The sequence below is a fragment of the Nonomuraea sp. NPDC049269 genome (genome assembly GCF_043197155.1).
In the GTDB taxonomy this organism is placed as follows: Bacteria; Actinomycetota; Actinomycetes; order Streptosporangiales; family Streptosporangiaceae; genus Nonomuraea.
On record NZ_JBICSO010000001.1, the window covers coordinates 1,085,472 to 1,110,807 of the forward strand.

General features: G+C 69.9%; 22 protein-coding genes and 1 pseudogene. 7 read left to right on the plus strand and 16 right to left on the minus strand.

What is annotated here, in order from left to right; genetic code table 11:
- Positions 1 to 16 precede the first annotated feature (16 nt).
- A complete protein-coding gene (locus tag ACGFNP_RS05040; RefSeq protein WP_358329125.1) occupies positions 17 to 1,477 on the minus strand; it encodes an aldehyde dehydrogenase family protein in 1,461 nt (486 codons plus the stop codon).
- Positions 1,478 to 1,691: 214 nt separating this feature from the next.
- On the opposite strand from ACGFNP_RS05040, the gene purU reads away from it, so the two are divergent.
- Entirely contained in the window at positions 1,692 to 2,555 is an 864-nt protein-coding gene (gene purU, locus ACGFNP_RS05045; protein ID WP_393314958.1) for a formyltetrahydrofolate deformylase, read from the plus strand.
- A 77-nt stretch (positions 2,556 to 2,632) separates the two neighbouring features.
- On the opposite strand, the gene betA is transcribed toward purU, so the two are convergent.
- Positions 2,633 to 4,270 (minus strand): choline dehydrogenase, encoded by a 1,638-nt coding sequence (betA, locus tag ACGFNP_RS05050; RefSeq protein WP_393314961.1) that lies wholly within the window; start codon positions 4,268 to 4,270, stop codon positions 2,633 to 2,635.
- Positions 4,271 to 4,397: 127 nt separating this feature from the next.
- On the opposite strand from betA, the gene ACGFNP_RS05055 reads away from it, so the two are divergent.
- Positions 4,398 to 5,177 (plus strand): IclR family transcriptional regulator, encoded by a 780-nt coding sequence (locus ACGFNP_RS05055; RefSeq protein WP_358329116.1) that lies wholly within the window; start codon positions 4,398 to 4,400, stop codon positions 5,175 to 5,177.
- Here the strand turns inward: ACGFNP_RS05055 and ACGFNP_RS05060 are convergent.
- The 8 genes from ACGFNP_RS05060 to ACGFNP_RS05095 all read right to left on the minus strand — a co-directional run bounded on the left by ACGFNP_RS05060 (position 5,143) and on the right by ACGFNP_RS05095 (position 14,734).
- Positions 5,143 to 7,395, minus strand: coding sequence for an FdhF/YdeP family oxidoreductase (locus ACGFNP_RS05060; protein ID WP_393314965.1), 2,253 nt, complete (start codon positions 7,393 to 7,395; stop codon positions 5,143 to 5,145). The two genes, ACGFNP_RS05055 and ACGFNP_RS05060, sit on opposite strands and share 35 nt — an antisense overlap.
- On the minus strand, positions 7,395 to 8,510 hold the full coding sequence (locus ACGFNP_RS05065; protein WP_393314968.1) for an aromatic ring-hydroxylating dioxygenase subunit alpha: 1,116 nt from the start codon (positions 8,508 to 8,510) through the stop codon (positions 7,395 to 7,397). Before ACGFNP_RS05065 ends, ACGFNP_RS05060 begins: the two co-directional genes overlap by 1 nt.
- Positions 8,511 to 8,539: 29 nt before the next feature.
- Complete coding sequence (locus tag ACGFNP_RS05070) at positions 8,540 to 9,163, minus strand: MBL fold metallo-hydrolase (protein ID WP_358329108.1); 624 nt, start codon at positions 9,161 to 9,163, stop codon at positions 8,540 to 8,542.
- The gene (locus tag ACGFNP_RS05075) at positions 9,163 to 10,248 is read right to left on the minus strand and encodes an S-(hydroxymethyl)mycothiol dehydrogenase (RefSeq protein WP_393314971.1); all 1,086 of its coding nucleotides are present in this window, start codon (positions 10,246 to 10,248) and stop codon (positions 9,163 to 9,165) included. Before ACGFNP_RS05075 ends, ACGFNP_RS05070 begins: the two co-directional genes overlap by 1 nt.
- Positions 10,249 to 10,262: 14 nt before the next feature.
- Entirely contained in the window at positions 10,263 to 11,435 is a 1,173-nt protein-coding gene (locus tag ACGFNP_RS05080) for an FAD-dependent oxidoreductase (RefSeq protein ID WP_358329102.1), read from the minus strand.
- Positions 11,432 to 11,782 carry a bifunctional 3-phenylpropionate/cinnamic acid dioxygenase ferredoxin subunit gene (locus tag ACGFNP_RS05085; RefSeq protein ID WP_358329099.1) on the minus strand — a complete coding sequence of 117 codons (351 nt, stop codon included), beginning with the start codon at positions 11,780 to 11,782 and terminating at the stop codon, positions 11,432 to 11,434. The genes ACGFNP_RS05080 and ACGFNP_RS05085 overlap by 4 nt, the downstream gene beginning before the upstream one ends.
- Positions 11,783 to 12,024: 242 nt before the next feature.
- Positions 12,025 to 13,233: an acyl-CoA dehydrogenase family protein gene (locus tag ACGFNP_RS05090; protein WP_358329096.1), complete on the minus strand. Its 1,209-nt coding sequence runs from the start codon at positions 13,231 to 13,233 to the stop codon at positions 12,025 to 12,027.
- Between the two features lie 154 nt (positions 13,234 to 13,387).
- Positions 13,388 to 14,734 (minus strand): MFS transporter, encoded by a 1,347-nt coding sequence (locus ACGFNP_RS05095; protein ID WP_358329093.1) that lies wholly within the window; start codon positions 14,732 to 14,734, stop codon positions 13,388 to 13,390.
- A gap of 88 nt (positions 14,735 to 14,822) precedes the next feature.
- Here ACGFNP_RS05095 and ACGFNP_RS05100 point away from each other — a divergent pair, with 88 nt between their 5' ends.
- Positions 14,823 to 15,401, plus strand: a complete 579-nt coding sequence (locus ACGFNP_RS05100; protein ID WP_358329090.1) for a TetR family transcriptional regulator — start codon at positions 14,823 to 14,825, stop codon at positions 15,399 to 15,401.
- A 267-nt stretch (positions 15,402 to 15,668) separates the two neighbouring features.
- On the opposite strand, the gene ACGFNP_RS05105 is transcribed toward ACGFNP_RS05100, so the two are convergent.
- The 5 genes from ACGFNP_RS05105 to ACGFNP_RS05125 all read right to left on the minus strand — a co-directional run bounded on the left by ACGFNP_RS05105 (position 15,669) and on the right by ACGFNP_RS05125 (position 21,543).
- Complete coding sequence (locus ACGFNP_RS05105; protein ID WP_393314976.1) at positions 15,669 to 17,900, minus strand: heavy metal translocating P-type ATPase; 2,232 nt, start codon at positions 17,898 to 17,900, stop codon at positions 15,669 to 15,671.
- Positions 17,901 to 17,931: 31 nt separating this feature from the next.
- A complete protein-coding gene (locus ACGFNP_RS05110; RefSeq protein ID WP_393314979.1) occupies positions 17,932 to 18,900 on the minus strand; it encodes a hypothetical protein in 969 nt (322 codons plus the stop codon).
- A complete protein-coding gene (locus ACGFNP_RS05115; RefSeq protein ID WP_358329081.1) occupies positions 18,897 to 19,109 on the minus strand; it encodes a cation transporter in 213 nt (70 codons plus the stop codon). The genes ACGFNP_RS05110 and ACGFNP_RS05115 overlap by 4 nt, the downstream gene beginning before the upstream one ends.
- Positions 19,110 to 19,127: 18 nt before the next feature.
- Positions 19,128 to 19,409 (minus strand): metal-sensitive transcriptional regulator, encoded by a 282-nt coding sequence (locus tag ACGFNP_RS05120; RefSeq protein ID WP_393314982.1) that lies wholly within the window; start codon positions 19,407 to 19,409, stop codon positions 19,128 to 19,130.
- A 655-nt stretch (positions 19,410 to 20,064) separates the two neighbouring features.
- Positions 20,065 to 21,543: a helix-turn-helix domain-containing protein gene (locus ACGFNP_RS05125; protein ID WP_393314985.1), complete on the minus strand. Its 1,479-nt coding sequence runs from the start codon at positions 21,541 to 21,543 to the stop codon at positions 20,065 to 20,067.
- A gap of 267 nt (positions 21,544 to 21,810) precedes the next feature.
- Between ACGFNP_RS05125 and aceA the strand changes: the two genes are divergently transcribed.
- Positions 21,811 to 23,097, plus strand: coding sequence for an isocitrate lyase (gene aceA / locus ACGFNP_RS05130; protein ID WP_358329075.1), 1,287 nt, complete (start codon positions 21,811 to 21,813; stop codon positions 23,095 to 23,097).
- 214 nt (positions 23,098 to 23,311) lie between these two features.
- Positions 23,312 to 23,620 carry a hypothetical protein gene (locus ACGFNP_RS05135; RefSeq protein WP_358329072.1) on the plus strand — a complete coding sequence of 103 codons (309 nt, stop codon included), beginning with the start codon at positions 23,312 to 23,314 and terminating at the stop codon, positions 23,618 to 23,620.
- Between the two features lie 164 nt (positions 23,621 to 23,784).
- Here the strand turns inward: ACGFNP_RS05135 and ACGFNP_RS05140 are convergent, their stop codons facing one another.
- On the minus strand, positions 23,785 to 24,015 hold the full coding sequence (locus tag ACGFNP_RS05140; RefSeq protein ID WP_358329815.1) for a GTP cyclohydrolase I: 231 nt from the start codon (positions 24,013 to 24,015) through the stop codon (positions 23,785 to 23,787).
- A gap of 403 nt (positions 24,016 to 24,418) precedes the next feature.
- On the opposite strand from ACGFNP_RS05140, the gene ACGFNP_RS05145 reads away from it, so the two are divergent.
- Positions 24,419 to 24,592: a hypothetical protein gene (locus ACGFNP_RS05145; protein WP_358329836.1), complete on the plus strand. Its 174-nt coding sequence runs from the start codon at positions 24,419 to 24,421 to the stop codon at positions 24,590 to 24,592.
- Between the two features lie 632 nt (positions 24,593 to 25,224).
- Positions 25,225 to 25,329 (plus strand): annotated as a pseudogene (locus ACGFNP_RS05150) (glyoxalase/bleomycin resistance/dioxygenase family protein); the annotation flags it as partial.
- Positions 25,330 to 25,336 lie beyond the last annotated feature (7 nt).

A 25,336-nucleotide genomic window follows, 5' to 3' on the forward strand; every position in this document is an offset into this window, starting at 1 on the left:
CTTGGTCGTCGGAGCGTCAGTTCGCTGGGAACCACCGCTGGGGTCGCGGACGGGTGTTCTGCCACACATGTTTGATCTCGCGATATTCGTCCAGGCCGGTCGGTCCGAGCTCGCGGCCGATACCCGACTGTTTGAAGCCACCCCATTCGGCCTGCGGGACGTAGGGGTGGTAGTCGTTGATCCATACCGTGCCGTGCCGCAGCCGCCCCGCGACCCGCTGCGCCTTGCCGGCGTCCTGGGTCCACACGGCGCCCGCCAGGCCGTACTCGGTGTCGTTGGCGAGGCTGACGGCCTCGTCCTCGGTGGTGAAGCGCTCCACGGTCAGCACGGGGCCGAACGACTCCTCGCGCACCACCCGCATGCCCTGCTTGCACGCGTCGAGCACGGTCGGCCGGTAGTAGAAGCCGTCACCGGCCGGCCGGTGGCCACCGCAGCGCAGCACGGCGCCCTCGGCGAGCCCGGCCGCCACGTACTCCTCCACCTTGGCCAGGTGCGCGGCGGAGATGAGCGGACCGGTCTGGGCCTCCGGATCGAAGGGGCCGCCGAGGCGGATCGACTCGGCCCGCCGGACGACCTCGTCCACGAACGAGTCGTGCAGCGAGTCCTCCACCAGGAGCCGGGCGCCGGCCGAGCACACCTGCCCGGAGTGCAGGAAGACGGCCGTGAGCGCGAAGTCCACCGCCGTGTCGAAGTCGGCGTCGGCGAAGACGATGTTGGGGTTCTTGCCGCCGAGCTCCAGCGCGACCCGCTTGACCGTGGCGGCCGCCGCGGCCATGATCCGCCGCCCGGTGGCCGCGCCGCCGGTGAAGGAGACCAGGTCCACGTCAGGGTGCTCGGCGAGCGGCGCGCCCGCGGCCGGTCCGGCGCCGAGCACGAGGTTGGCGACGCCCGCCGGCAGGCCCGCCTCCTCCAGCGCGCGGATCAGCAGGATCGCGGTGCTCGGGGTCAGCTCGCTCGGCTTGAGCACGAAGGTGTTGCCCGCGGCGAGCGCGGGCGCCACCTTCCACGTCGCCTGCAGCAAGGGGTAGTTCCACGGCGTGATCAGGCCGCATACGCCGACCGGCTCATAGACGACCCGGCTGATCGCGTCGTCACGGCCGGTGTCGATCACCCGCCCGGCGTCGGTGCCGGCGACGCCGGCGAAGTAGCGCAGGCTCGCCACGGAGTCGTCGACGTCGTACTCGCTCTCCACGAGCCGCTTGCCGGTGTCGGACGACTCCGCGTGGGCGAAGACCGCTTTGTCCCGCTCCAGCAGCTCGGCCACCCGATACAGCAGCGCGCCGCGCTCGCGAGCCGGCGTGCCGGGCCACTCGCCCCGGTCGAAGGCGTGCCGGGCCGCCAGGATCGCGGCCACCGTGTCGGCCGCGGTAGCCTCCGCGACCGTGGTGACGAGGCTGCCGTCGGCAGGGCAGCGGATGTCGCGTCGTCCACCGTCGGCCGGCTTGGTCCACGTGCCGCCGATGTAGAGATCGATCATCGGCACACCCCTGATCGTTGCGTATCGCGCAAGACAATGCTTAGTGGGGAACAGCATTGACGGGCTTACTCGGATAAGTCAAGGGGTGGCCGAAATCACATCCGGAATCCTTGCCACGTGATTTCCGCAGGCTCTCTTGACTGAACGGCCTCCAGACCTCACTCTGTTGCGCATACATCACCGCTTTGCGCTATACGCAACACTAGGAGGTGTGATGTCTCCCAGGCCCGATCCTGGACGCGAGTTCATCCTCACGGTCTCCTGCTCCGACAAGCCGGGCATCGTGTACGCCGTGACCAGCTTCCTGGTGCAGCACGGCGGCAACATGCTGCAGAGCAAGCAGTTCAACGACCGCCAGGGCGGCGGTTTCTTCATGCGCGTGCACTTCGCGGCCCAGCACGGGCTGGAGGAGCTGCGCGTCGGCTTCACCTACGTCGCCGAGTCCTTCCAGATGACCTGGCAGCTCAAGGACGCCGCGACCCCCACCAGGTCGCTCATCATGGTGTCGAAGTTCGCCCACTGCGTGAACGACCTGCTCTTCCGCCGCCAGGTGGGCGGGCTGAACATCGACATCCCCGCGATCGTCTCCAACCACCCCGACCTCGAACCGCTGGCCGCCTCCTACGGCGTGCCCTTCCACCACGTGCCGGTCACGCCCCAGAGCAAGGCCGAGGCCGAGGCCAGGGTGCTGGAACTGGTGGCGGAGTACGAGGCGGACCTGGTGGTGCTCGCCCGCTACATGCAGGTCCTGTCGGACGACATGTGCAAGCGGCTCGAAGGCCGGGCCATCAACATCCACCACTCGTTCCTGCCGGGGTTCAAGGGCGCCAAGCCGTACCACCAGGCGCACGAGCGCGGGGTGAAGCTCATCGGCGCGACCGCGCACTACGTCACGGCCGACCTCGACGAGGGGCCGATCATCGAGCAGGACGTGGCCAGGGTGGACCACGAGCTGGACCCCGAGGACCTGATCGCGGCGGGCCGCGACGTCGAGGCCCAGGTGCTCGCCCGGGCCGTGAAGTGGCACAGCGAGCAGCGCGTGCTGCTCAACGGCGACCGCACGGTCGTCTTCCGCTGAGGAGCCGCACATGAGGGGCCGCGCGTGAGGGGCGCGCGGCCCCTTTCACCTGCCGGCGGGGGCCGCGCCGCCTCTCCTCACGCGCGGTGCCGGTAGAACTCGGTCGTCTCGGCCGGGAGCGGGGTGTTGCCGAGGATCAGGTCGGCCGCCTTCTCCGCCAGCATCATGACCGGCGCGTAGATGTTGCCGTTGGTCACGTAGGGCATGGCCGAGGCGTCCACCACGCGCAGCCCCTCCAGGCCGTGTACGCGCATGGTCTCCGGGTCGACCACCGACAGCTCGTCGGTGCCCATCCGGGCCGTGCACGAGGGGTGCAGAGCCGTCTCGGCGTCCTTGGCGACCCAGTCCAGGATCTCCTCGTCGGTCTCGACGGACGGCCCGGGTGACAGCTCTCCGGTGCTGAACTCGGCCAGGGCGGGCGCGCCGAGAATGGCGCGGGTCACCCTGATGGCCTCCACCCACTCCCGCCGGTCCTGCTCTGTGGACAGGTAGTTGAACCGCAGGGCGGGGTGCTGCCGCGGGTCGACACTCTTGATCTTGACCGAACCGCGGGCGTCGGAGTACATCGGCCCGACGTGCACCTGGTACCCGTGCCCGGCCGCCGGCGCCGAGCCGTCGTAGCGCACGGCGATGGGCAGGAAGTGGAACATCAGGTTGGGGTAGTCGACGTCGTCGTTGGACCGCACGAAGCCGCCCGCCTCGAAGTGGTTGGTCGCCCCCGGCCCACTGCGCGCGAACAGCCACTGGGCGCCGATCCAGGGATGGCGCCACTTCTGCAGGTTCGGCTGCATGGTGACCGGCTGGGCGCAGCCGTGCTGGATGTAGACCTCGAGGTGGTCCTGCAGGTTCTCGCCGACGCCCGGCAGGTCGTGCACCACGTCGACGCCGAGGGCGGCCAGCTCCCCCGCGTTGCCGACGCCGGACAACTGCAGCAACTGGGGCGAGTTGATGGCGCCGCCGGAGAGGATGACCTCCTTGGCGCGTACGGTGCCGCCGTCGTACTCCACCCCGACCGCTCGCGTGCCCTCGAAGAGGATCCTCCTCACGAACGCCCGGGTCTTGACCGTGAGGTTCGGGCGCTTCAGCACCGGGTGCAGGTAGGCCCGCGCGGCGCTGAGCCGCCGGCCGCGCCGGATGTTGCGGTCGAAGCGGGCGAAGCCCTCCTGGCGGTAGCCGTTGACGTCGTCCGTGAGCGGGTAGCCGGCCTGCTGGACGGCCTCGAAGAACGCCCCGAACAGAGGGCTGCTCGCGGCCCCGCGCTCCAGCGCCAGCGGCCCGTCGTGGCCGCGGAAGGGGGTGCCGGGGTCGGCCAGGCAGTTCTCCATCCGCTTGAAGTACGGCAGGCAGTGCGCGTAGTCCCAGCTCTTCATTCCCGGGTCGGCGCCCCAGCGCTCGTAGTCGAGGGGGTTGCCGCGCTGGAAGATCATGCCGTTGATGCTGCTGGAGCCGCCGAGCACCTTCCCGCGGGCGTGGTGGATCCGCCTGCCGTGCATGTACGGCTCCGGCTCGGACTCGTAGCGCCAGTCATAGAAACGGTTGCCGCAGGGAAAGGGCAGAGCCGCGGGCATGTGGATGAACACGTCCCACGGATAGTCCGGCCGGCCGGCCTCCAGGACCAGCACCTGCGTAGCGGGGTCCGCGGAGAGCCGGTTCGCCAGGGCGCACCCCGCCGAGCCGCCGCCGACGATGACGAAGTCGTACTGCTGTGGCGTCATAGTGCCTCGTCTCATCACACGTTTCACCAAATCGTAGCGCTATACGCATCGCGTTTCACTAGTCGCAACAACAGATCTTTTTGCCTGGCAGATCGACGGAGTTCCCCGTAGCACTTACAGTTTCGCTATGAGCAACGATTCGGGCAGTGGAGGCGTACAGTCAGTCGACAGAGCGATCAGCGTGCTGGAGATCCTCTCCCAGCGCGGCGAGGCCGGCGTGAGCGAGGTAGCCGCCGAGATCGACGTGCACAAGTCGACGGCCTTCCGGCTGCTCGGCGCGCTCGAGGCCCGCGGCCTGGTCGAGCAGGCCGAGGATCGCGGCAAATACCGTCTGGGCTTCGGCATCATCCGGCTGGCCGGCGGGGTCAGCACGCAGATGGACATCACCGGGCGGGCCCGGCCGATCTGCCAGGAGCTGGCCGGGGAGATCGGCGAGACGGTGAACATCGCCGTGCTCCGCTCCGCCCACGCGGTCAACCTCGACCAGGTGCGCGGCCCCTCGACGATCACCACCTACAACTGGGTCGGCCAGATCACCCCGCTGCACGCCACGTCCAGCGGCAAGGTGCTGCTCGCCTACCTGGACGACGGCGAACGCGCCCGGCTGCTGTCGGACGGCGAGCTGGAGAGCTTCACCCCCAAGACGATGGTCGACGCCGACGCGCTGGAGCTGCAGCTCGCGCGGACGCGGGAGACGGGCTACGCCTACTGCCTGGAGGAGCTCGAAGAGGGACTGAACGCCATGGCCGCGCCCATCCGCTCCTATCACGGCGAGGTCGTGGCCGCGGTCAGCGTCTCGGGGCCGGCCTACCGCTTCACCGTCGAGCGCATCCACGAACTCGCCCCCATGCTCATCAGCGGAGCCGACGAGATCAGCCGCCGGCTGGGCTACGCGGACCGGTCCTGAGCAGCCGGATCACCACGCTCTTCGAGGTCGGGGTGTTGGACGTCTCGGCCACCGAGTCGAGTGGCACCAGCACGTTCGTCTCCGGGAAGTAGGCCGCGCAGCAGCCTCGTGCCGTGGGGTAGGCGATCACTCTGAACCCCCCGGCCGTGCGCTCGCCGTCGGGCCACTCGCTGACCAGGTCCACCAGGTCGCCGTCGGCCAGCTCGCGCTCGGCGAGGTCGTCCGGGTGAACGAAGATCACCCGGCGGCCCGCCTTGACCCCTCGGTAGCGGTCGTCGAGCCCGTAGATCGTCGTGTTGTACTGGTCGTGGCTGCGGACGGTCTGCAGCAGCAGCCGGCCGGGAGGCACCCGCAGCACCTCCAGCTCGTTGACGGTGAAGTTGGCCTTGCCCGTCGCGGTCGGGAAGCGGCGCTCGTCCCTCGGCGCGTTGGGCAGCGCGAACCCGGCGGGCGCCCGCGCGTTGAAGTCCTCGAAACCGGGGACGACCCGCGCGATGCGGTCCCTGATCGCGCCGTAGTCGCGCTCGAACTCCGCCCACGGCACGTGCGGGTCGTCGGGGAAGAGCTCGCGCGCCAGCCGGCTGACCACGGCCACCTCCGGCAGCAGGTCCGGGGAGCCGGGCTTGAGCCTGCCCCGGGAGGCGTGGACGAGCCCCATCGAGTCCTCGACGGTCACGTAGCCGCCGGGATCGCGCTCGGTGCGCCCGAGCACCGGCAGGATCAGCGCCTCCTCGCCGCACACCGCGTGGGAGCGGTTCAGCTTGGTGGACACCTGCACGGTCAGCCTGGTATGGCGCAGCGCGGCCTCCGTCACGTCGCTGTCGGGCGTGGCCCGGACGAAGTTGCCGCCCATGCCGAAGAAGACCTTGGCGGCCCCGTCACGCATGGCACGGATCGCGTCGACCGTGTCGAGCCCGTGGCGGCGGGGCGGCTCGAACCCGAACTCCGCGCGCAGCGCGTCGAGAAAGGCCGCGGCCGGCTTCTCGTAGATGCCCATCGTCCGGTCGCCCTGCACGTTCGAGTGGCCGCGCACCGGGCACACGCCCGCCCCGCTCCGGCCGACGTTGCCGCGCAGCAGCAGGAAGTTGACCACCTCCCTGATCGTCGCCACGGAGTTGCGGTGCTGGGTGAGGCCCATGGCCCAGCAGACGACGACCGAGCGGGCCGTACGGACCTCGCGCGCCGTCTCCTCCAGCTCCGCCCGGGTCAGGCCGGTCGCCTGGCGGACCTTCTCCCAGTCGAGCGCGCGCAGGTGCTTCTCCCACGCCTCGAACCCGTACGTGTGCTCGTCGATGAAGGCCCGGTCGGCGCTGTCGAGAAGAAGGAGGGACAGCGCCTGGAACAGCGCCATGTCGCCGTTGAGCCGGATCTGCAGGAACCGGTCGGCGAGCGCGGTGCCGCGGCCCGCCCCGGAGGGGCGCTGCGGGTTCTTGAAGCGCAGCAGGCCCGCCTCGGGCAGCGGGTTGACCGCGATGATCCGCGCCCCGCCGCGCTTGGCCCGCTCCAGCGCGGTGAGCATGCGGGGATGGTTGGTGCCGGGGTTCTGGCCCACCACGAAGATGAGCTCGGCCCGGTGCAGGTCCTCCAGCGACACCGTGCCCTTGCCGATTCCCAGCGTCTCGGTCAGGGCCGAGCCGCTGGACTCGTGGCACATGTTGGAGCAGTCGGGCAGGTTGTTGGTGCCCAGCCTGCGCACGAGGAGCTGGTAGGCGAAGGCCGCCTCGTTGGAGGTGCGGCCGGAGGTGTAGAAGACGGCCTCGTCAGGGCTGTCGAGGGCGCGCAACTCCCTGGCGATGATCTCGAACGCCCGCGACCAGGTGATCGGCTGGTAGTGCTCCGCGCCGGGCGGCTTGTGCATCGGCTCGGTCAGCCGGCCCTGCCCGCCGAGCCAGTGGTCGCTGCGGACGGCCAGGTCCGCCACCGGGTGCGCGGCGAAGAACTCCCGCCCGACCCGGCGCGTGGTGGCCTCCTCGGCGACGGCCTTCGCGCCGTTCTCACAGAACTCGGCGGGGCTGCGGTGCTCGCCCTCGGGCCAGGCGCAGCCGGGACAGTCGAAGCCGTCCTTCTGGTTGACCCGCAGCAGCGTGCGCACGGTGCGAGCGGCGCCCATCTCGCGATGGGCGATCTCCAGCGCGTGCCCCACGGCGGGCAGGCCGCCCGCCCACTCCTTGGGCGGGCCGACCCTCAGCCCTTCGTCTTCGTTCTCGCCCGTCCCCATCAGCCGATCCGGTCCTGGACCCACTCGTGGAAGGCGCCGATGTGGTGTTCGCTGGGCACCAGCACGCCGCCTTCACGGTACGTACGCGAGCTCATGGCGGGCTGGCAGCGTTCACAGGCGTCGAAGTCCTGCTCGTTGACCCGGTGGAAGAGCTCGACCGACTTGTCCAGGTCCTTGCCCGCGGCCACCACGTCGGGCAGGTAGAGCCAGTCGCATTCGACCACCGTGCGATCGACCGCGAGCGGGAACATGCGGTGCAGGATCACGTGATCGGGCACCAGGTTGATGAAGACCTGTGGCTTGATGGTGATGGCGTAGTAGCGCCGGTCCTGGTCCTCGGTCACGCCCGGGATGCGGCTGAGCCCGGCCGAGCCGTCGACGGTGAAGCCCTCGATCCGCTCGCCGAACTCCGCGCCGTGGCCGACGAAGTACTGGGCGGCGAACCCGTCGGCGAACTCGGGCAGCACCTCGGTCAGCTCGGGGTGGATCGTGGCGCAGTGGTAGCACTCCATGAAGTTCTCGACGATGAGCTTCCAGTTGGCCTTGACGTCGTAGACGATCCGCCGGCCCACCGACAGTCCGGCCACGTCGTAGTTGTCGATCAGGTCCAGCGCGCCCAGCCGCTCGGCCACCGCGCCCTGCACGTCCCGCTCGAACGGCGGCGGCTCGTCGGCCAGGCAGATCCACACGTAGCCGAGCCACTCGCGCACATGCGCCTTGACCAGCCCGTACCGCACCCGGTCCAGGTCGGCCATCTTGGTCAGGTTGGGCGCCGCGATCAGCTTGCCGTCGAGGTCGTAGGTCCACGCGTGATACGGGCACTGGAAGGACCGCTTGACCTCGCCCGACTCCTCCGTGCGCAAGGTGGCGCCCCGGTGCCGGCAGACGTTGAAGAAGGCGCGGACCGACCCGTCGCGTGCCCGGCTGATGAGCATGCTCTCGGTGCCGACCTGCACCGTCTTGAAGGCACCCGGCTTGGGCAGGTCGGACGAGCGCACCGCGCAGAACCACATCGTCTCGAAGATGTTCCGCTGCTCCAGCGCGAAGATCTCCGGATCGGTGTAGTAGCGGCCCGGGAGGGTGGGGATCACGCTGGAGGTGGTTGAAGTGGTCACAGGACTACTCCTCTGTGTAACGGGCCGGGTCAGTGTCCTCGGCGGATCCAGTCCTCGAGCTGCGGAGCCTCGGCTCCGATGCTGGTGTCGTCGCCGTGCCCCGTGTGCACCACCGTCTCCGGGGGCAGCGTGAGCAGGGACCGGCTGATCGACGCGATGATCGTGGGGAAGTCGCTGTACGACCTGCCCGTGGCTCCCGGTCCGCCCTGGAAGAGGGTGTCACCGGAGAACAGTACGCCGTGCTCGGGCACGTACAGGCACACCGCTCCCGGGGCGTGCCCGGGGGTGTGCAGGACGTGCACGGCCGAGTCGCCGATCCGGAGGATCTGCCCGTTCTCCAGCGTCCGGTCCGGCACCGCGCCGGGGTGCGCGAGCTTCCACAGCGGCTCGTCGTCCGGGTGCAGGAGCACCGGCGCCCCGGTGCGCGCGGCCAGTTCGGGGGCGGCGTTCACGTGGTCGTCGTGGGCGTGCGTGCACACGATCCCGGCCACCCGGCGATCGCCCACGGCCCGCGCGATCGCCTCGGCGTCGTGCGCCGCGTCGATCACGAGGACCTGGTCGTCGTCACCCAGCAGCCAGACGTTGTTGTCGACCTCCCACGTCCCGCCGTCCAGGCTGAACGTGCCCGAGGTGACCAGGCGCTCGATCCGCATCACAGCACCACCACAGAGCGAAGTACCTCGCCGTGGTGCATCTTGGTGAAGGCGTCCTCGACGTCGTCCAGCCCGATGGTCTCGGTGACGAACGCGTCGAGGTCGAAGCGGCCCTGGAGGTAGAGGGAGATGAGCGTGGGGAAGTCGCGGCTCGGCAGGCAGTCGCCGTACCAGCTCGACTTCAGCGCGCCGCCGCGGCCGAACACGTCGAGCAGCGGCAGCTCCAGCGTCATCTCCGGGGTGGGCACGCCCACGAGGACGGCGGTCCCGGCCAGGTCCCGGGCGTAGAACGCCTGCTTGAACGTCTCCGGCCGGCCCACGGCGTCGATCACCACGTCGGCGCCGAAGCCGCCGGTGAGCTCCCTGATCCGCTCGACGGGGTCGGTCTGCCCGGCGTTCACGGTGTGGGTCGCGCCGATGCCGCGCGCCCAGTCGAGCTTCCGGTCGTCCACGTCGACGGCGATGATCGTCGTGGCGCCGGCCAGCCGCGCTCCGGCGATCGCCGCGTTGCCGACGCCGCCGCAGCCGATGACCGCGACCGAGTCGCCGCGACCGACCGCGCCGGTGTTCACGGCGGCACCCAGCCCGGCCATCACGCCGCAGCCGAGCAGCCCGGCGGCGGCCGGGGAGGCGGCCGGGTCGACCTTGGTGCACTGCCCCGCGGCCACCAGCGTCTTGTCGGCGAACGCCCCGATACCGAGCGCCGGGCTGAGCGGCGTGCCGTCGGCCAGGGTCATCTTCTGGGTGGCGTTGTGGGTGGCGAAGCAGTACTGCGGGCGGCCCCTCAAGCAGGACCGGCAGGACCCGCACACCGCCCGCCAGTTGAGGATCACGAAATCGCCGGGCGCCACGTCGCTGACATCGGGGCCGACGGCCTCGACCACTCCGGCGGCCTCGTGGCCGAGCAGGAACGGGTAGTCGTCGTTGATGCCGCCCTCGCGGTAGTGCAGATCGGTGTGGCAGACCCCGCAGGCCTGCACCTTGACCAGCGCCTCGCCGGGCCCCGGGTCCGGCACGAGGATCGTCTCCAGGCTGACCGGCTTGCCCTTGCCCATCGCGACCACGCCGCGTACTTCATGAGCCATGATTCACTCCTGTTTCAGCCGGTCTGGACCGGCGCGGTCTCCAAGTGGCGGCGCCAGCGGGTGAACAGCCGGACCTGGTTGACGCCCAGCACCGCCACGAGCCGCTCCCCCTGCCGGTAGACGGCGAGGAAGCTGTGCTCCGCCGGGTCGCCCTCCTCCACGGTCACCGTGTCGGCGTCGCCGGCGTGCCCGATGAACTGGATCTTCACGTCGAACTGGTCGGACCAGAAGTAGGCCGGACGCGCGGGCTCGGGGCGGGCGGTGCCGCCGGACAGCAGCGTCGCCGCCGCGACGGCGGCCCGCTGGCGGGCGCCGGTCCAGTGTTCGACCCGGTGGTGCCCGCCCCATGCCGGGTCGTACCAGGCCGCGCAGTCGCCGACCGCGACGATGCCCGGCGCGGAGGTGCCGCCGCCCTCGTCGCAGAGCACCCCGTCGCCCAGGTCGACACCGCTTCCGTGGAGCCAGCCGGTGCTGGGCACCGCGCCGATCCCGACGACCACGACATCGGCGGGCAGGTGCGTGCCGTCGGCCAGCCGTACGCCATCGGCCCGGTCCGTTCCGGTCACCTCGGTGACGTACGCGTGGCGTACCAGCCGGACGCCGTGCCGCTCGTGCAGGTCGGCGACGACACGCCCCATCGTGCGGCCGACGACGGAGGCCAGTGGCGCCTCCCCCGATTCGACGAGGGTCACCTCGAGGCCGAGTTCGCGGGCGGTGGCGGCGACCTCGGCGCCGATGAAGCCGCCGCCGATCACCACCAGCCTCCTGGCGGTCGCCAGGTCGGCGCGCAGCGCGCGAGCGTCGTCGAGGGTGCGCAGCGTGTGCACCCCGCGCAGCGCCTCCGTCCCCGGCAGCGTGCGCGCCGCCGCGCCGGTGGCGATCACGATGCCGTCCGCCACGAGCGACGTGCCGTCGCTCAGCGTGATCCGGCGGGCGATCGCGTCCAGGCCGGTGGCGGCCACACCCAGCCGCCATTCGATGTCCTGGTGCTCGGCATCGCCCTCCAGCGCCAGGTCGGCCTCATCGATCGCGCCCTTGAGGAAGTCCTTGGACAGGGGTGGCCGGTCGTAGGGCCGGTGCTCCTCGGCGCCGACGACGACCAGCCGCCCCCCATAGCCCTGGCTCCGCAGGGCCCGCGCCGTCAGCAGCCCGGCCAGCGAGGCGCCGACCACGCAGACCGTGTTCACGCCTGCCCTTTCAGGGTGACGCCCGGCGGCAGGTTGGGCGGCGCGTCCGACGGCACGACGTAGATGACGTCGTTCTCGACGACGACCTGGTGGATGCGGACCGGCCGCTTCGCGGGAGGAGCGTCCACCTCGCCGGTGCGCAGGTTGAACCGCGAGGCGTGCAGCGGGCACTCGACCTCGCAGCCCTCCAGCCAGCCGTCGGCCAGCGAGGCATCCTGATGGGTGCAGGTGTCGTCGATCGCCAGGATGTCGCCCTCGTCCGTGTGGAAGACCGCTATGGGCGGATCGATATCGAGACGGAGGGCCTCGCCTCGCGGCAGCGACGCGAGAGGGCACGCTGGGATCATCTCACACCCCGGTTTCACAACGAGCAACGTCTAGCGCTATACGCAACAGATTGAGGGTGTGGAATGCGGATGTCAAGACTGTTTGCGATGACTTCCGATGGGGTTTCCGATTAGCCCGATTGCGGCCAGTCTCGCCTAGGAACCGGCCAGCCGTCATGTCACGCCGCCCGGCGGTCTGAGCGCACGGCAAAAGGCCGGTCCCGGCAAGGGACCGGCCGTCACCAGAAGCTGTTACGACGCGATCAACGAACGGGCAGGCCGGTGACGGCGCGGCCGATGATCAACCGCTGAATCTCGGACGTCCCTTCGAAAATGGTGTAGATCTTGGCATCCCGGTGGAAACGCTCCACCGGATGCTCCCTCGTGTACCCCGCCCCGCCCAGGATCTGGATCGCCTGCTCCGTCACCCAGACCGCCGTCTCCCCCGCCACCAGCTTGGACATCGAGCCCTCTGCCTGCCCGAACTGCCTGCCCTTCCGGGCCATCCACGCCGCACGCCACGTCAGCAGCCGGGCCATGTCCACGCGGGTCGCCATGTCGGCGAGGAGGAAGGCGATCGCCTGGTTCTCGCCGATCTTCCGGCCGAACTGCTCGCGTTCCCGCGCGTAGTCCCTGGCGTACTCGAAGGCGGCCCGCGCGATGCCGACCGCCATGGCGGCCACCGAGGGGCGGGTGGTTTCGAACGTACGCATCGCCCCCTGCTCGCCGGCACGTTCGCCGTTGCGTACGCGGGCGAGACGAGCGTCGAGCTTGTCCTTGCCGCCCAGGAGGCAGGAGCCGGGGATGCGAACGTTGTCCAGGACCACCTCGGCGGTGTGGGAGGCGCGGATGCCGTGTTTGCGGAACTTCTGCCCCATCGACAGGCCGGGAGTGCCGGGCGGGATGACGAAGGTGGCCTGGCCTCGGGTGCCCAGCGACGGTTCCACCGAGGCGACCACGACGTGGACGTTCGCGATGCCGCCGTTGGTGGCCCAGGTCTTGACGCCGTTCAGGACCCAGTCGCCGCCGGAGTACACGGCGCGGGTACGGATCGACCCGACGTCGGAACCCGCGTCCGGCTCCGAGGCGCAGAAGGCGCCGAGCTTGACGTCGTTCTCCGTGCCGAACATCTGCGGCAGCCACTCCCCCATCTGCTCCGGAGTGCCGTTCGCGGACAGGGCGGCGGCGGCCAGGCCGGTGCCGACGATGGACAGGCCGATGCCCGCGTCACCCCAGAAGATCTCCTCGAAGGCCACCGGCAGCGCCAGGCCGCTCTCCTCGAACCACTGGGTGGCGAAGAAGTCGAGCGAGTACAGGCCGATCTTGGCGGCCTCCTGGATGACGGGCCAGGGGGTTTCCTCGCGTTCGTCCCACTCCGCGCCCGCCGGGCGGATCACGTCGAGGGCGAAGTCGTGCACCCAGTCGCGCACCTCGGCGACGTCATCGCTCAACTCCGGACTGAAGCCGCCCATGTCGTTACTCCCTGAAATATCGCGTTAAAGGCGCCTGACGAAGGTACGGCACGCAGACTCCCGGCCGTTACCGTTGGTAACACCGTACCGGCCAGTAGCTCCCACCGGAAGTCGGCTTCGGCGCAGTCCGCACCCCCGCCAACGCCCGCTACCGTCAGTGACCGCGCACGGCCGCCGCCTCCGCTGCGGCCGGGCGCCTGGGCAGGGTCGAGGCCAGTACGGCGACTGCGGCCAGAACCATCGCGATCGACAGGCCGTACATGAGCGGGCCGAACCCGCCGAACGCGGCGGCGACCTGGGGACCGACGCTGCCACCGACGGCGAGCGCGAAGGAGAACAGCGCCAGAGCCGTGCCCCGCGCCCGCCCCGCCCGTGCGGAGACCGCTTCATTGAGGCTCGGCAGTCCACCCGTGATCGAGGCGACATAGACGGCGAGCAGGAGCACCAGGCCCAGCGCGGCGGCTGCCGTCCAGCCGACGACGGCCAGCGCGACGGCCCCCGCGAACAGCAGCGACACCGCCCGAGTGGTCGCCGAGACCCGGCCCAGCCAGGGCATGAGCAGCGGCATGAGCACGATCGAGGGAAGGCCACCGGCGCGCAGCAGGAGCAGTTCGCGCGGCGTCGCCATGCCGTAGATCTGCAATCCGGTGTAGACGGCCACGAAGCCAACCATCAACACGATCGTCGCGACGTACCGCAGCAGCAGCACCCGGTCGAACAGCAACCCCGGCACCGACCGGTACACCGACAGCAGCGACCCCGTCCCCTCACCCGGCAGGTCTGGCAGCATGACGGCCCGCAAGCCGAGCGCGGCCAGCGCGAACCCGGCCGCCGACAGCCCGAACAGGCCCCGCCAGCCGATCACCTCCACCAGCACCTGCGCGGCTACCTGCAGCAGTACGGCCGAGGCGAGGAACGCGCCGGTCACCGCGGCGATCGCCACCACCCTGCGCCTCGGCTCGATGCGCTCGACCAGGTACGCCATACCCGCCGGCGGGAACATCGCCACGACCACCCCCTGCACCGCCCGCAGCACGAAGGCCACCTCGGGAGAGGGACTCACGGCCACCAGCGCGGTGGCGACGGCGGCCAGCGGCAGGCCCAGCATGAGCAGTCGCCTGCGCCCGAACCGGTCGGACAACGGACCGAACACCAGGAAACCGACGCCATACCCGATACCGAAGGCGGTGACCAGCCAGGTCAAGGCACTGGTGGATGCGCCCCACCCGCTCGCCATGTCGTGCAAAAGCGGGATCACGACGTACAACTGACCGCTGACGAGGACGGCGGTGAGCACGAAGGCCACCATCGTCCGCCCGAACGCCGCCGCACCTCCGGCGGTCTCAACACGCGCCCGTTCGCCGACGCCGGCCGGAATGGAACCCACACCATCGCGAGCAGCGGCCGTGGGAGCCGCCCCATCACGGATCGCCGAGGCCGGACGCAGGCCTTTGCGGGCGGCGCGCCGGCCGCGGGCCATACGAGGAGAGGAAATAGTCATGTGCCGGGACGGTAGCCAACCAACTAGTTGGATGTCAACCGTTCGGTTGGGTTACAACCAACCAGTTGGTCGTGGCAAGATGGACACCATGGCACCCAAGGTCTCGACCGCCGCCACCCGGGCCGCTCTCCTGGAGGCCGCGCGGGAGGAGTTCGCCGCGTACGGCATCGCGGGCGCCCGCGTGGATCGCATCGCCGAGCGCGCAGGCGTCAACAAGGAGCGCATCTACGGCCACTTCGGCAACAAGGAGAAGCTGTTCGACGCGGTCATCACCGAGGCGCTCGACGACCTGACCGCGCAGATCGCACTACCGGGTGCCGACCCGGCCGCCTACGTGGCCAGACTGACCGACTACTACCGCGAACACCCCGACCTGGTGCGCCTGCTGATGTGGGAGGCGCTCAACTACCGCGGCCAGGACCTGCTCCCCGGCCAGGAGGCCCGCGTCGCGCGGTGCGCGCGCAAGACGGCCTCGCTCGCCGAGGGCCGGGGCGAGGAGCCGGACGCGGCGACGGCGCGCAGGTTGTTCCTGCTGACGGGGCTGGCGTTGTTCCAGTCGATGATGCCGCAGCTCGCGCGCATCATGTTGGGCGACGACGCAGACTCCCCCGAGACCCGCCTCGCCCTCCGCGACCAAGCCGCCGCCCTGGCAGCGCCCGATTCTTAATGGACCGCGCGTTCCTTAGGGACGGCCCGTTTCTTAAGGCCTGCGGGTTTCATAAGGGCCGCGCGGACCTTCCCGTTTTTTAGCGACATTCCTCTTGTACGGCAAGCCCGGGAAGACCCACCCGCCGACCAAGGCTGAGGACCTCCAGGAATACGGCCGCTGAGCCCGCACAGGGCCGGGCGCCGCAACAAGACGGCGAAAAGCCCCGCTGAACCAGAACGCCGAAGTGACCGGAGGCGAACAACCCCCGGCCACCTTCGATCATCGTTACCTGAACCGGCGCAGCCGCAAGCTGTTGCTGACCACGAAGACGCTGGAGAACGCCATCGCGGCTCCGGCGATCATCGGGTTGAGCAGGCCGAGCGCGGCCAGCGGCAGGGCGGCCACGTTGTAGGCGAAGGCCCAGAACAGGTTCGTCTTGATCGTCCCAAGTGTCCGGCGGGACAGCCGGAGGGCGTCGGCCGTCACCCGCAGGTCGCCGCGGACCAGCGTCAGGTCGGCGGCCTCGATGGCCGCGTCGGTGCCGGTGCCCATGGCGAGGCCGAGATCGGCCTGGGCCAGCGCGGCGGCGTCGTTGACGCCGTCGCCGACCATGGCCACCACCTTGCCCTCGCCCTGGAGCCGCTTGACCACGTCCACCTTGTCGGCGGGCAGCACCTCCGCGATCACCTCGTCGATGCCCACCTCGGCCGCGACCGTCCTGGCCACGGCCTCGTTGTCACCGGTCAGCAGCACCGGGGTCAGGCCCAGGCCACGTAGTTGCCCGATGGCCTCCTTGCTGGTCGGCTTGATCACGTCGGCCACCACGAGCACCGCGCGCGCCTGACCGTCCCAGCCCACCGCCACCGCCGTGCGGCCGGCGGCCTGCTCGTCGGCCAGCTTGCGTTCCAGGTCCACGGGCAGGTGCTGCGACCATTCCGTGAGCAGCTTCGGGCGGCCGACCAGCACCGCGTGCCCGTCGACGATGCCCTGCACGCCGAGACCCTCGATGTTGGCGAAGTCCTCGACCACGGCGTCGGAGCCGGCCGCCCTGGCGATGGCCTGGGCGATCGGGTGCTCGGAGGCGTGTTCCAGCGCGCCGGCGAGTCTGAGGACCTCGTCTCGGTTCTCGCCGTCGGCCAGGTGCACGCTGGTGAGGGTCATCTTGCCCTCGGTGACCGTGCCGGTCTTGTCCAGCACGATCGTGTCGATCCGGCGGGTGGATTCCAGCACCTCCGGCCCCTTGATCAGGATGCCGAGCTGGGCGCCCCTGCCGGTGCCGACCAGCAGCGCCGTCGGAGTGGCCAGGCCGAGGGCGCACGGGCAGGCGATGATCAGTACGGCCACCGCCGCGGTGAACGCCGCCCCGGCCCCGCCGCCGGTGCCGAGCCAGAAGCCCAGGGTGGCGACCGCGAGGCCGATCACGATGGGCACGAAGATGCCGGAGATGCGGTCGGCCAGCCGCTGGACCTGCGCCTTGCCGGTCTGCGCCTCTTCCACGAGCTTGGCCATCTGGGCGAGCTGGGTGTCGGTGCCGACCCGGGTCGCGCGGACCACGAGCCGACCGCCCGCGTTCACGGTGGCGCCGGTGACCGCGTCGCCGGGCCGTACCTCCACGGGCACCGACTCGCCGGTCAGCATCGAGGCGTCGACGGCCGAGGCGCCCTCCTCGATCACGCCGTCAGTGGCGATCTTCTCGCCGGGCCGCACGACGAACGTGTCGCCGGCCTGGAGCTGGTCGGCGGGGATGCGGGTCTCGACGCCGTCGCGCAGCACCGAGACCTCCTTGGCGCCCAGTTCCAGCAGGGCGCGCAGGGCCGCTCCGGCGCGGCGCTTGGAGCGCGCCTCGAAGTAGCGGCCGGCCAGGATGAACGCGGTGACCCCCGCGGCGGCCTCCAGGTAGATGTTGCCGGAGCCGTCGGTGCGCTGGATCGTGAACTCGAAGGGATGCGTCATGCCGGGGGTCCCGGCCGTACCGAAGAACAGGGCCCACAGCGACCAGCCGAGCGCGGCGATGGTGCCGACCGAGATCAGCGTGTCCATCGTCGCCGCGCCATGGCGCAGGTTGGTCCAGGCGGCCTTGTGGAACGGCCAGCCCGCGTAGACCACCACCGGCGCGGCCAGCGTCAGCGACAGCCACTGCCAGTTGGTGAACTGCAGCGGCGGGATCATCGCCATCGCGATCACCGGCACGGCCAGCACCACCGAGGTGACCAGCCGCTCGCGCAGCGGCCGGAGCTCGTCCTGCGGCTCCTGGTCGGCGGTCTCCGCATCGGTCTTGGGTGGTGCGGGCAGCGCGGCGGTGTAGCCGGCCTTCTCCACTTCCGAGATGAGCTGCTGCGCATCGACGTCGCTGGAGAAAGTGACTTTCGCCTTCTCCGTCGCGTAGTTGACCGTCGCCGTCACGCCGTCCATCTTGTTGAGCTTGCGCTCGATCCGGTTGGCGCAGGACGCGCAGGTCATGCCACCGATCGAGAGTTCGACCGCGTTGTGTGGCCGGTCATCGGTGAGGGGAGACATCACCTTTCTCCTTTCTCGCGTCGCGTCCTGGTCAGTGTTCGCCGTGGGTGGTCGCTGGTGCGGGGGTCGCCGGTGCGGAGGCCGGTGCGGAGGCCGGTGCGGAGGCCGGCGTGCCCGCCGGGGCGGGGGCCGCCTTGGCGGTGAAGTCGGCGGTCCGTACGGTGCCCTCGTGCTGGAAGTCGAGGAACAGCCGGTAGTCGCCGCCGCTGGGCACCTCGGCATAGAAGGTTATCTCCGGACCCGCGGCGGTCTTGCCGTCGCCGGGGGCGCCGTCGGGGTGTACGTGCAGGTAGGCCAGGTCCCCGCCGCGCAGTGCGACCAGGTGGCCGTAGGCGCCGAGGTAGGGCTGCAGGTCGGTGACGGGCTTGCCGTCCTTGCTGACCTTGAGGGTGAGCTTGCTGGCCTGGCCGGGGATCAGGTCGCCGTCGAGGGTGACGGTGTAGCCGTCCACGGTGGACGTACGGCCGACCGGCGGGAGCGCCTTGGGCGCGTAGTCACCGGCGACGAGCACGTCCGTGCCCAGCGTCAGCCCGTCGGCGCCCGTGGGGGCGAAGTCGGCGAAGGCGCGGTAGGCGCCCGGCTCGGGCAGCGTCAGCTTGATCGTCCAGACGCCGCCGCCGGCTTCGGCCGGGTGCACGTGCTGGAAGCTCGTCAGGTCGCGGGAGACCACGATGAAGTGCAGCTTCTTGTCGTGCTTCACCTGGTAGTCGGTCACCGGCCCGCCGCCGGGGCCGGTCACCTTGAACTGGAAGTCGGTGGGCTCGCCGGGGCGGATCGTGGAGGTCAGAGGGGTGAGCGTGTAGCCGTTCTCGGACATCTGAAGCCCTCCGGGGGTATCCGCTTGCGCCACGGCCGCCGTCTCGGTGGAGTGGGCGGCACCGTGGCCCTCCTCGGCCGGAGCCGGGGCCACTTCGCCGACCGCGCTGCCCACGCCCAGGGCGCCGCCGAAGATGACGGCCAGCCCCAGGACGTAGGCGCCGAGCTTGGCTGCGGCGTTCACGAGGGAATCGCCACTTCGTATCCGGCCTCCTCGACCGCGGCGACGATCTTCGCCTCGTCGATCGGGCTCTCACTTCCGACGGTCAGCAGGCCGCTGGCCAGATCGACCTCGACGCCCGTGACGCCGGGGACCTCGCCGACCTCTTCCTTGACCGAGCTGACGCAGTGGCCGCAGGTCATGCCCTTGACGGTGTAGGTGGCGGTGCTCATATCGATCAACCTTTCAAGTCAGGAACGTACAAGACGGGCGATGGCGTCACTGGCCTCTTTGACCTTGGCCTGGGCCTCGGGGCCGCCCTTGAGCGTGGCCTCGGCGACGCAGTGACTCAGGTGCTCTTCGAGCAGGGAGAGGGCGAACGACTGCAGCGCGCTGGTCGCCGCGGAGACCTGGGTGAGGATGTCGATGCAGTATTTGTCCTCGTCCACCATCCGCTGCAAGCCACGGATCTGACCCTCCACCCGGCGCAGTCGTCGTTGGTGGTCTTGCTTGCTGTGGGTGTAGCCGGCCATCCGCTTCTCCCCTCCCGCGCTTCTTTGATGGACATTACCATACCCCCCTACCCTATACAAAGCGCGGCCCATGAGCTCGCCTCTGTCTGCGGATGCGGGGGACGACTCGACAACCCGACCCAGGCAACCCGCAGGTCAGCGGCGGGATCGCGGGGGTCGCGAGGGGGATCGCGAGAGGATCGCAGGGGACCGAAGTGAGCCGAGACCAGCCGCAGCCAGTCGGGCGCGGTCGACCCGGCGGCCGGTAGGCAGGCCGCAGCCGGCCAGGCGGGGTCGACAGCGCGGTCGATCAGGCCACAGCCGGGCAGGCGATGGCGAGCTTCCCCGGCCGGGACGAGCCAGCGGCCAAGCTACGTCCTTGGCGGGCGGCGTGCCTCCATCTGCAGCATCATCGGGCGAAGGTCTTGGCGGCGCTGGGCATCAGGAGCGGCCGATCTCACAAGCCGGTCCCACAAGCCAGCCCCGCAGGCCCGCCGCCACGTGCAGGGCAGGCAAGGCGGTCTCACCAGGCCAAGGGCGAAGCAGCGCCGAATGCATACCGCACGCCGCTGCCGGGTGCACTGACCATGGCGGCCCAAGCCCAGCGGCGCCCACTCCTGAGTCGGCCGAGCGCCGAGGCGGCGTTGCGCGATCTCTCCGGCGTACGAGGACGACGTCAGGAAGCGGTCGCGGCCGCGTGCCGTTCCAGGAAGGTGTAGACGTCGGCCTCGTCTACCCCCGGGAACGACCCCGGCGGCAGGGCGGCCAGAACGTGCGAGTTGGCGCGGGCCGACGGCCAGGCGTAGCCCTCCCAGCGTTCGGCCAGTTCAGTGGGCGGGCGGCGGCAGCAGTCGCCGGTCGGGCAGTTGGATTTGGTGCGGTTGGTGGTCTCCCTGCCCCGGAACCACCGCGACTCCCTGAACGGCACCCCGAGCGTGATCGCGAAGTCCCGCTCCCGCGACGGGTCCACGTGCGCGACGCAGAAATAGGTGCCCGTGGGCGAATCCGAGTACTGGTAGAACACCGAGAACCGGTCCGGCGAGGAGAACACCTGGCGCCCCGACCACTGCAGGCACATCCGCTGCCCCTCGATCGCCCCCTGCTCGTCGGCGGGGAAGACGATCCCGTCGTTCTCGTACGCCTTGTAGATCGTGCCGCCCGCGTCGTTGCGGACGAAGTGGCAGACCAGGTCGAGGTGGTGGGTGGCCAGGTTCGTGAAGCGGTGGGCGGCCATCTCATACGACACGGCGAACACGTCGCGCAGGTCCTCCACCGACAGCGCCCGGTTCGACTTGGCCTCCTGCAGGTAGAGGGCGGCGGCCTTCTCCGGTACGAGCACGGCGGCGGCGAAGTAGTTGGCCTCGGTGCGCTGGCGCAGGAAGTCGGCGAAGTCGCGTGGCTTGCCGTGGCCGAGCGCGAGGTGGCCGAGGGTCTGCAGCAGGATCGTCCGGGGGGTATGCATGCCGAGCTGCTCGTGCTTGACGTAGATGCGGCGGTTGCGGAGGTCCGTGATGGAACGTACGGACCTGGGGAGGTCCTGGGCGGTGTGCACCGTGAAGCCGAAATGGGTGACCAGGCCCTGGATCATGCTCTGCGACAGGGCGCCGGTGCGGTAGCCGACCGAGGTCAGCGCCTCGGCGGCGGCCTTCTCGATCTCGGGGAAGTAGTTGCCGACCTCGCGCTGGCGGCGCCTCAGCTCGGCGTTCGCGGCTCTGGCCTCTTCCGGGGTGGCGGTGCCCCGTGCTTGCCTCGCGCGCAGCTCGCCGTACAGGCCGAGGAGGTGTTCGAGGACGTCGTTCGGGACGCGTGCGGAGACCTTGAGCCGGGGCAGGCCTAGGCTCGCGTAGATCGGGTCACGCTGGGCCTCTTCCAGCGCGATCTCGAGCTGGGCGCGGCGGTTCGGCGGCTGGCGGCGCAGCAGCTCCTCGACGGGGACGCCCAGCGCGGCCGCCAGGGATTTGAGCAGCGTGAGCTTCGGTTCGCGCTTGCCGTTCTCCAGCAGCGACAGCTGGCTGGGCGCCCTGCTGACCCGCGACCCCAGGTCGGAAAGGGTCAGACCACGCTGTTTGCGCAGGTGGCGAAGGCGTTGCCCAAACGCGATGAGATCGAGCTCCTGCGTCAAAGACAGCGGTTCTTCGCCTAGCAAGGACGCCATGTGAGCATCTTAGACAGAAATTCCAGCCATTTTCTAGACATCGGAGGACCAGGGCCGGAGGTGTCTTGGGACCACGGAGGGGAGCCGTCGCCTCATGACATTGGTCTAGTCCATTGGGAAAACTTGGCTTTTATTCTCGGCTGAATACCCGTGAGTATTCATATCAGCAGAAATTTGCCGCTTCTTCTGGCCAGAGCAGGCTATTGGCCCCTACCCGCCCGGGCACAGACTCGGCACAGGCCCCAGGGGACGACAAAGGAGTGCAAAATGAACGATCGCCTCAAGGGAGCTGCTGAGCAGCTGCAGGACGAATGGGACAGCGACCCTCGCTGGGCGGGCGTCGAACGGACTTATCGCGCCGAGGACGTGATCAGGCTGCGCGGAAGCGTCCAGGAGGAGCACACGCTGGCCCGGCGCGGCGCCGAGCGGCTGTGGAACCTCCTGCAGACCGAGGACTACGTGCACGCGCTCGGCGCGCTCACCGGAAACCAGGCGGTCCAGCAGGTGAAGGCCGGGCTGCAGGCCATCTACCTGTCCGGCTGGCAGGTCGCGGCCGACGCGAACCTGGGCGGCCAGACCTACCCGGACCAGAGCCTCTATCCGGCGAACTCCGTGCCCGCCGTCGTGCGCCGGATCAACAACGCGTTGCTGCGTGCCGACCAGATCACCTGGTCGGAGGGCCTCCAGGACGGGCCGCACTGGCTGGCGCCGATCGTGGCGGACGCCGAGGCGGGGTTCGGCGGCGTGCTGAACGCGTACGAGCTCATGAAGGGCATGATCGCCGCAGGCGCGGCGGGCGTGCACTGGGAGGACCAACTCGCCTCCGAGAAGAAGTGCGGCCACCTGGGCGGCAAGGTGCTGATCCCGACCGGCCAGCACGTCAAGACGCTGAACGCCGCCCGCCTGGCCGCCGACGTGGCCGGTGTCCCGACTCTGATCATCGCGCGGACCGACGCCCAGGCCGCGACGCTCCTGACCAGCGACGTGGACCCCCGCGACCAGGCGTTCGCCACCGGCGAGCGGACCGCCGAGGGCTTCTACCGGGTCCGCAACGGCGTCAAGTCGTGCATCGCGCGCGGCCTGGCCTACTCGCCGCACTCCGACCTGCTCTGGATGGAGACCGGCACGCCCGACCTCGACGTGGCCCGCGAGTTCGCCGAGGCCATCAAGGCGGAGTACCCGGACCAGATGCTGGCCTACAACTGCTCACCGTCGTTCAACTGGAAGAAGCACCTGGACGACTCCACGATCGCCAAGTTCCAGCGGGAGCTGGGGCATATGGGGTACAAATTCCAGTTCATTACGCTGGCCGGCTTCCACTCGCTGAACTACTCGATGTTCAGCCTGGCGCAGGGGTACGCCAACGACGGCATGACCGCGTACGTCGACCTGCAGGAGGCCGAGTTCGCGGCCGAGTCGCGCGGCTACACCGCGACCCGCCACCAGCGCGAGGTGGGCACCGGCTACTTCGACCTGATCAGCACCGCCGTCGCCCCCGACTCCTCGACGACCGCGCTGCGCGGCTCCACCGAGGAAGAGCAGTTCAGCCACTAGATCCGCTGATCTCGCCGGCCACCTCCAGGGCATGGGATGGTTCCCCGGCGAATGGGCCGCGCCAGACTCCCCCCGGCCTGGCGCGGCCCGCTCTGGAAACCGCAGCCGCCGCACGCTTGTCAGGGGGTCAACCCATCCTCAACAGGTCCTCAACGTCCCCGCTCCTACGGTTTGCGTGACATTTCCGAGGAAGACAGGGACCCGCAAGATGAGCATGAGGAGAAAGATCCGACTCGCGGCGATGGCGGCGCTCACCTCTGTCGCTCTGGTCGCGCTGCCCGCCTACGCCGCTTCAGCCTCAACCGCGTCGGCCCTGGACGGCGCCCCAGACTGCGCCACGACCTGGACCGGAAGCGACTACAACAAGTGGGTGAAGGTCCGCAACGACTGCGGGCGCACCATACGCGTGAAGATCGTCATCCAGTACAACTTCGACAGTGAGTGCAAGGTGCTCAAGCCGGGCAAGACTTTCTTCTTCCGGCACGGCTGGGGTTCCTACCTCGACGAAGTCAGGGCCTGCTGACCTGTCGGCCAGGGGCGGGAGTGCGCGCTCCAGCACACGGCCCTTTTTTTGGGGTTTTTTGTACGGCAAGCATGGGCCAGCCCCAAACGCCGCACAGGGCTGAGGGCCTCCAGGGACACGGCCGCTGATCCCGCACGGGGTCGGCCGCCGTGACGAGACGGTGCTCATTCAGGCTGGTCGTCAGCCGATTCCCTCAGCCCAGCAGGCCTTCGATCAGGTCGGCGGCCCGTGCGATGCCGCGCTGGAGCACGTTCTTTCGACAAGCCCGCCAACCTGCCGTCCTTCACCAGGTAGCCGACCGCCACTGTGCCGTGGAACAGCAACAGATGGTGCTCGCACTGGCTCGCGAACCGGATACCCTCGACGACCTCCTGCCGAGCGTGTCGGTCCCCGATAGATCGCCGGACGGCTCACCCCAGCTTGGCGGCGATCTCCCGCACCGCTCCTTCCGGCGCGTCGTACATCGCCTTCGCCCGATGGGCGCCACGCCTTGTCCGGGCGGGCGGTGCCGCCGTCCTTCGTAGTCGTCCGGTGGAGGACGCCATCCAGGATGTCTCGGCGGACCACTTCGGCCTGATCGTGAGCATGCCGGGTGTCCAGCCTCGGTAAGACCCGCTTTTCCTCGAGACACGCCAATGGCAAAACTGCGCGAAATCGTGGGCGCGTCCGGTAGGGCGCCGTATCGTGCGAGGTAGAGGGCCTTCTCCTACTGGATCCACCCCGGACGGCGTCCACTGCGCATCGCGCGCATGGAGCCTGCTTCGGATGGGGTTCTTCGTTGGATAGGAGTTGGTTCCTATGGACACGCAACGCGCGCTTCTTATCGCGCTCGCGATAGTCGCCTGCACCAGCATCGCGACCGCTCTCATGCTCGCGGACGGCTCCACGTGGCCCGCCGCACTCCTCACCGGACTCACCGCCGGCGGCGCCGTTCTGTGGGGACTGCTCGGCTGTTTCAACCGCCACCCATAGACGCAAGGAAGAGGCCCGGTTCTTCTCCAGGCTGGGCCCCTTCCTCGTCACCCCAGCACGGTTGGGTGCGCCGAGAACGGCCCGACGCCCTCGCCCGTCGCGCTGTTCGACGGTCGCCACCCAGCCGTGCCGCGCCGGCTCGACGAGTGCGGCCAGGACGCGGCTCACGCTCGCCTGTGTCCGAGCGCGGTTACGGCGGCTCTCGCCGAGCTGGGCTCGATGACCGGACGATGCCTGGCCGCGTCCGCGAGGACGCTCACGCCTCCGTCCGCCGTGCGGGAGCTGAGGTGAGGTGAGGTCGGCGATCAAGGCGTGCACGCGGGCCTCGATCGCGTCCCGGATCGGCCGTACGGCCTCGAGCCCTTGTCCGGCGGGGTCGTCCAGCTCCCAGTCCTCATACCGTTTGCGCACCCGGACGCGGTCGCCTGCGAGGTGGGTGAGGAAGGCGGCGGCCATCTGAGAGCAGCCGGCGTTGTGCACGCAGACGAACAACACCGCTGGTCGGACACCGTTTCTCCTATCGAGGCAGGTCGGCCGAGGCCGCCGGACACCATCAGGGACGGGCGCGGGCGGCGCGGCCCTCGGCGGATACAGGGCGGCCAGCAGCAGAGCACCGAGCGCGGCCCCAGCCACAGGTCGACGCCGCCACCCAGCACCTCAAGGACGCCGGGCTGGCCACGTTCGAGGAGAACGACACCTCCTGCTGCTACGCCCTCCAGGACAAGGTGTGGGTCCACCGGAAAG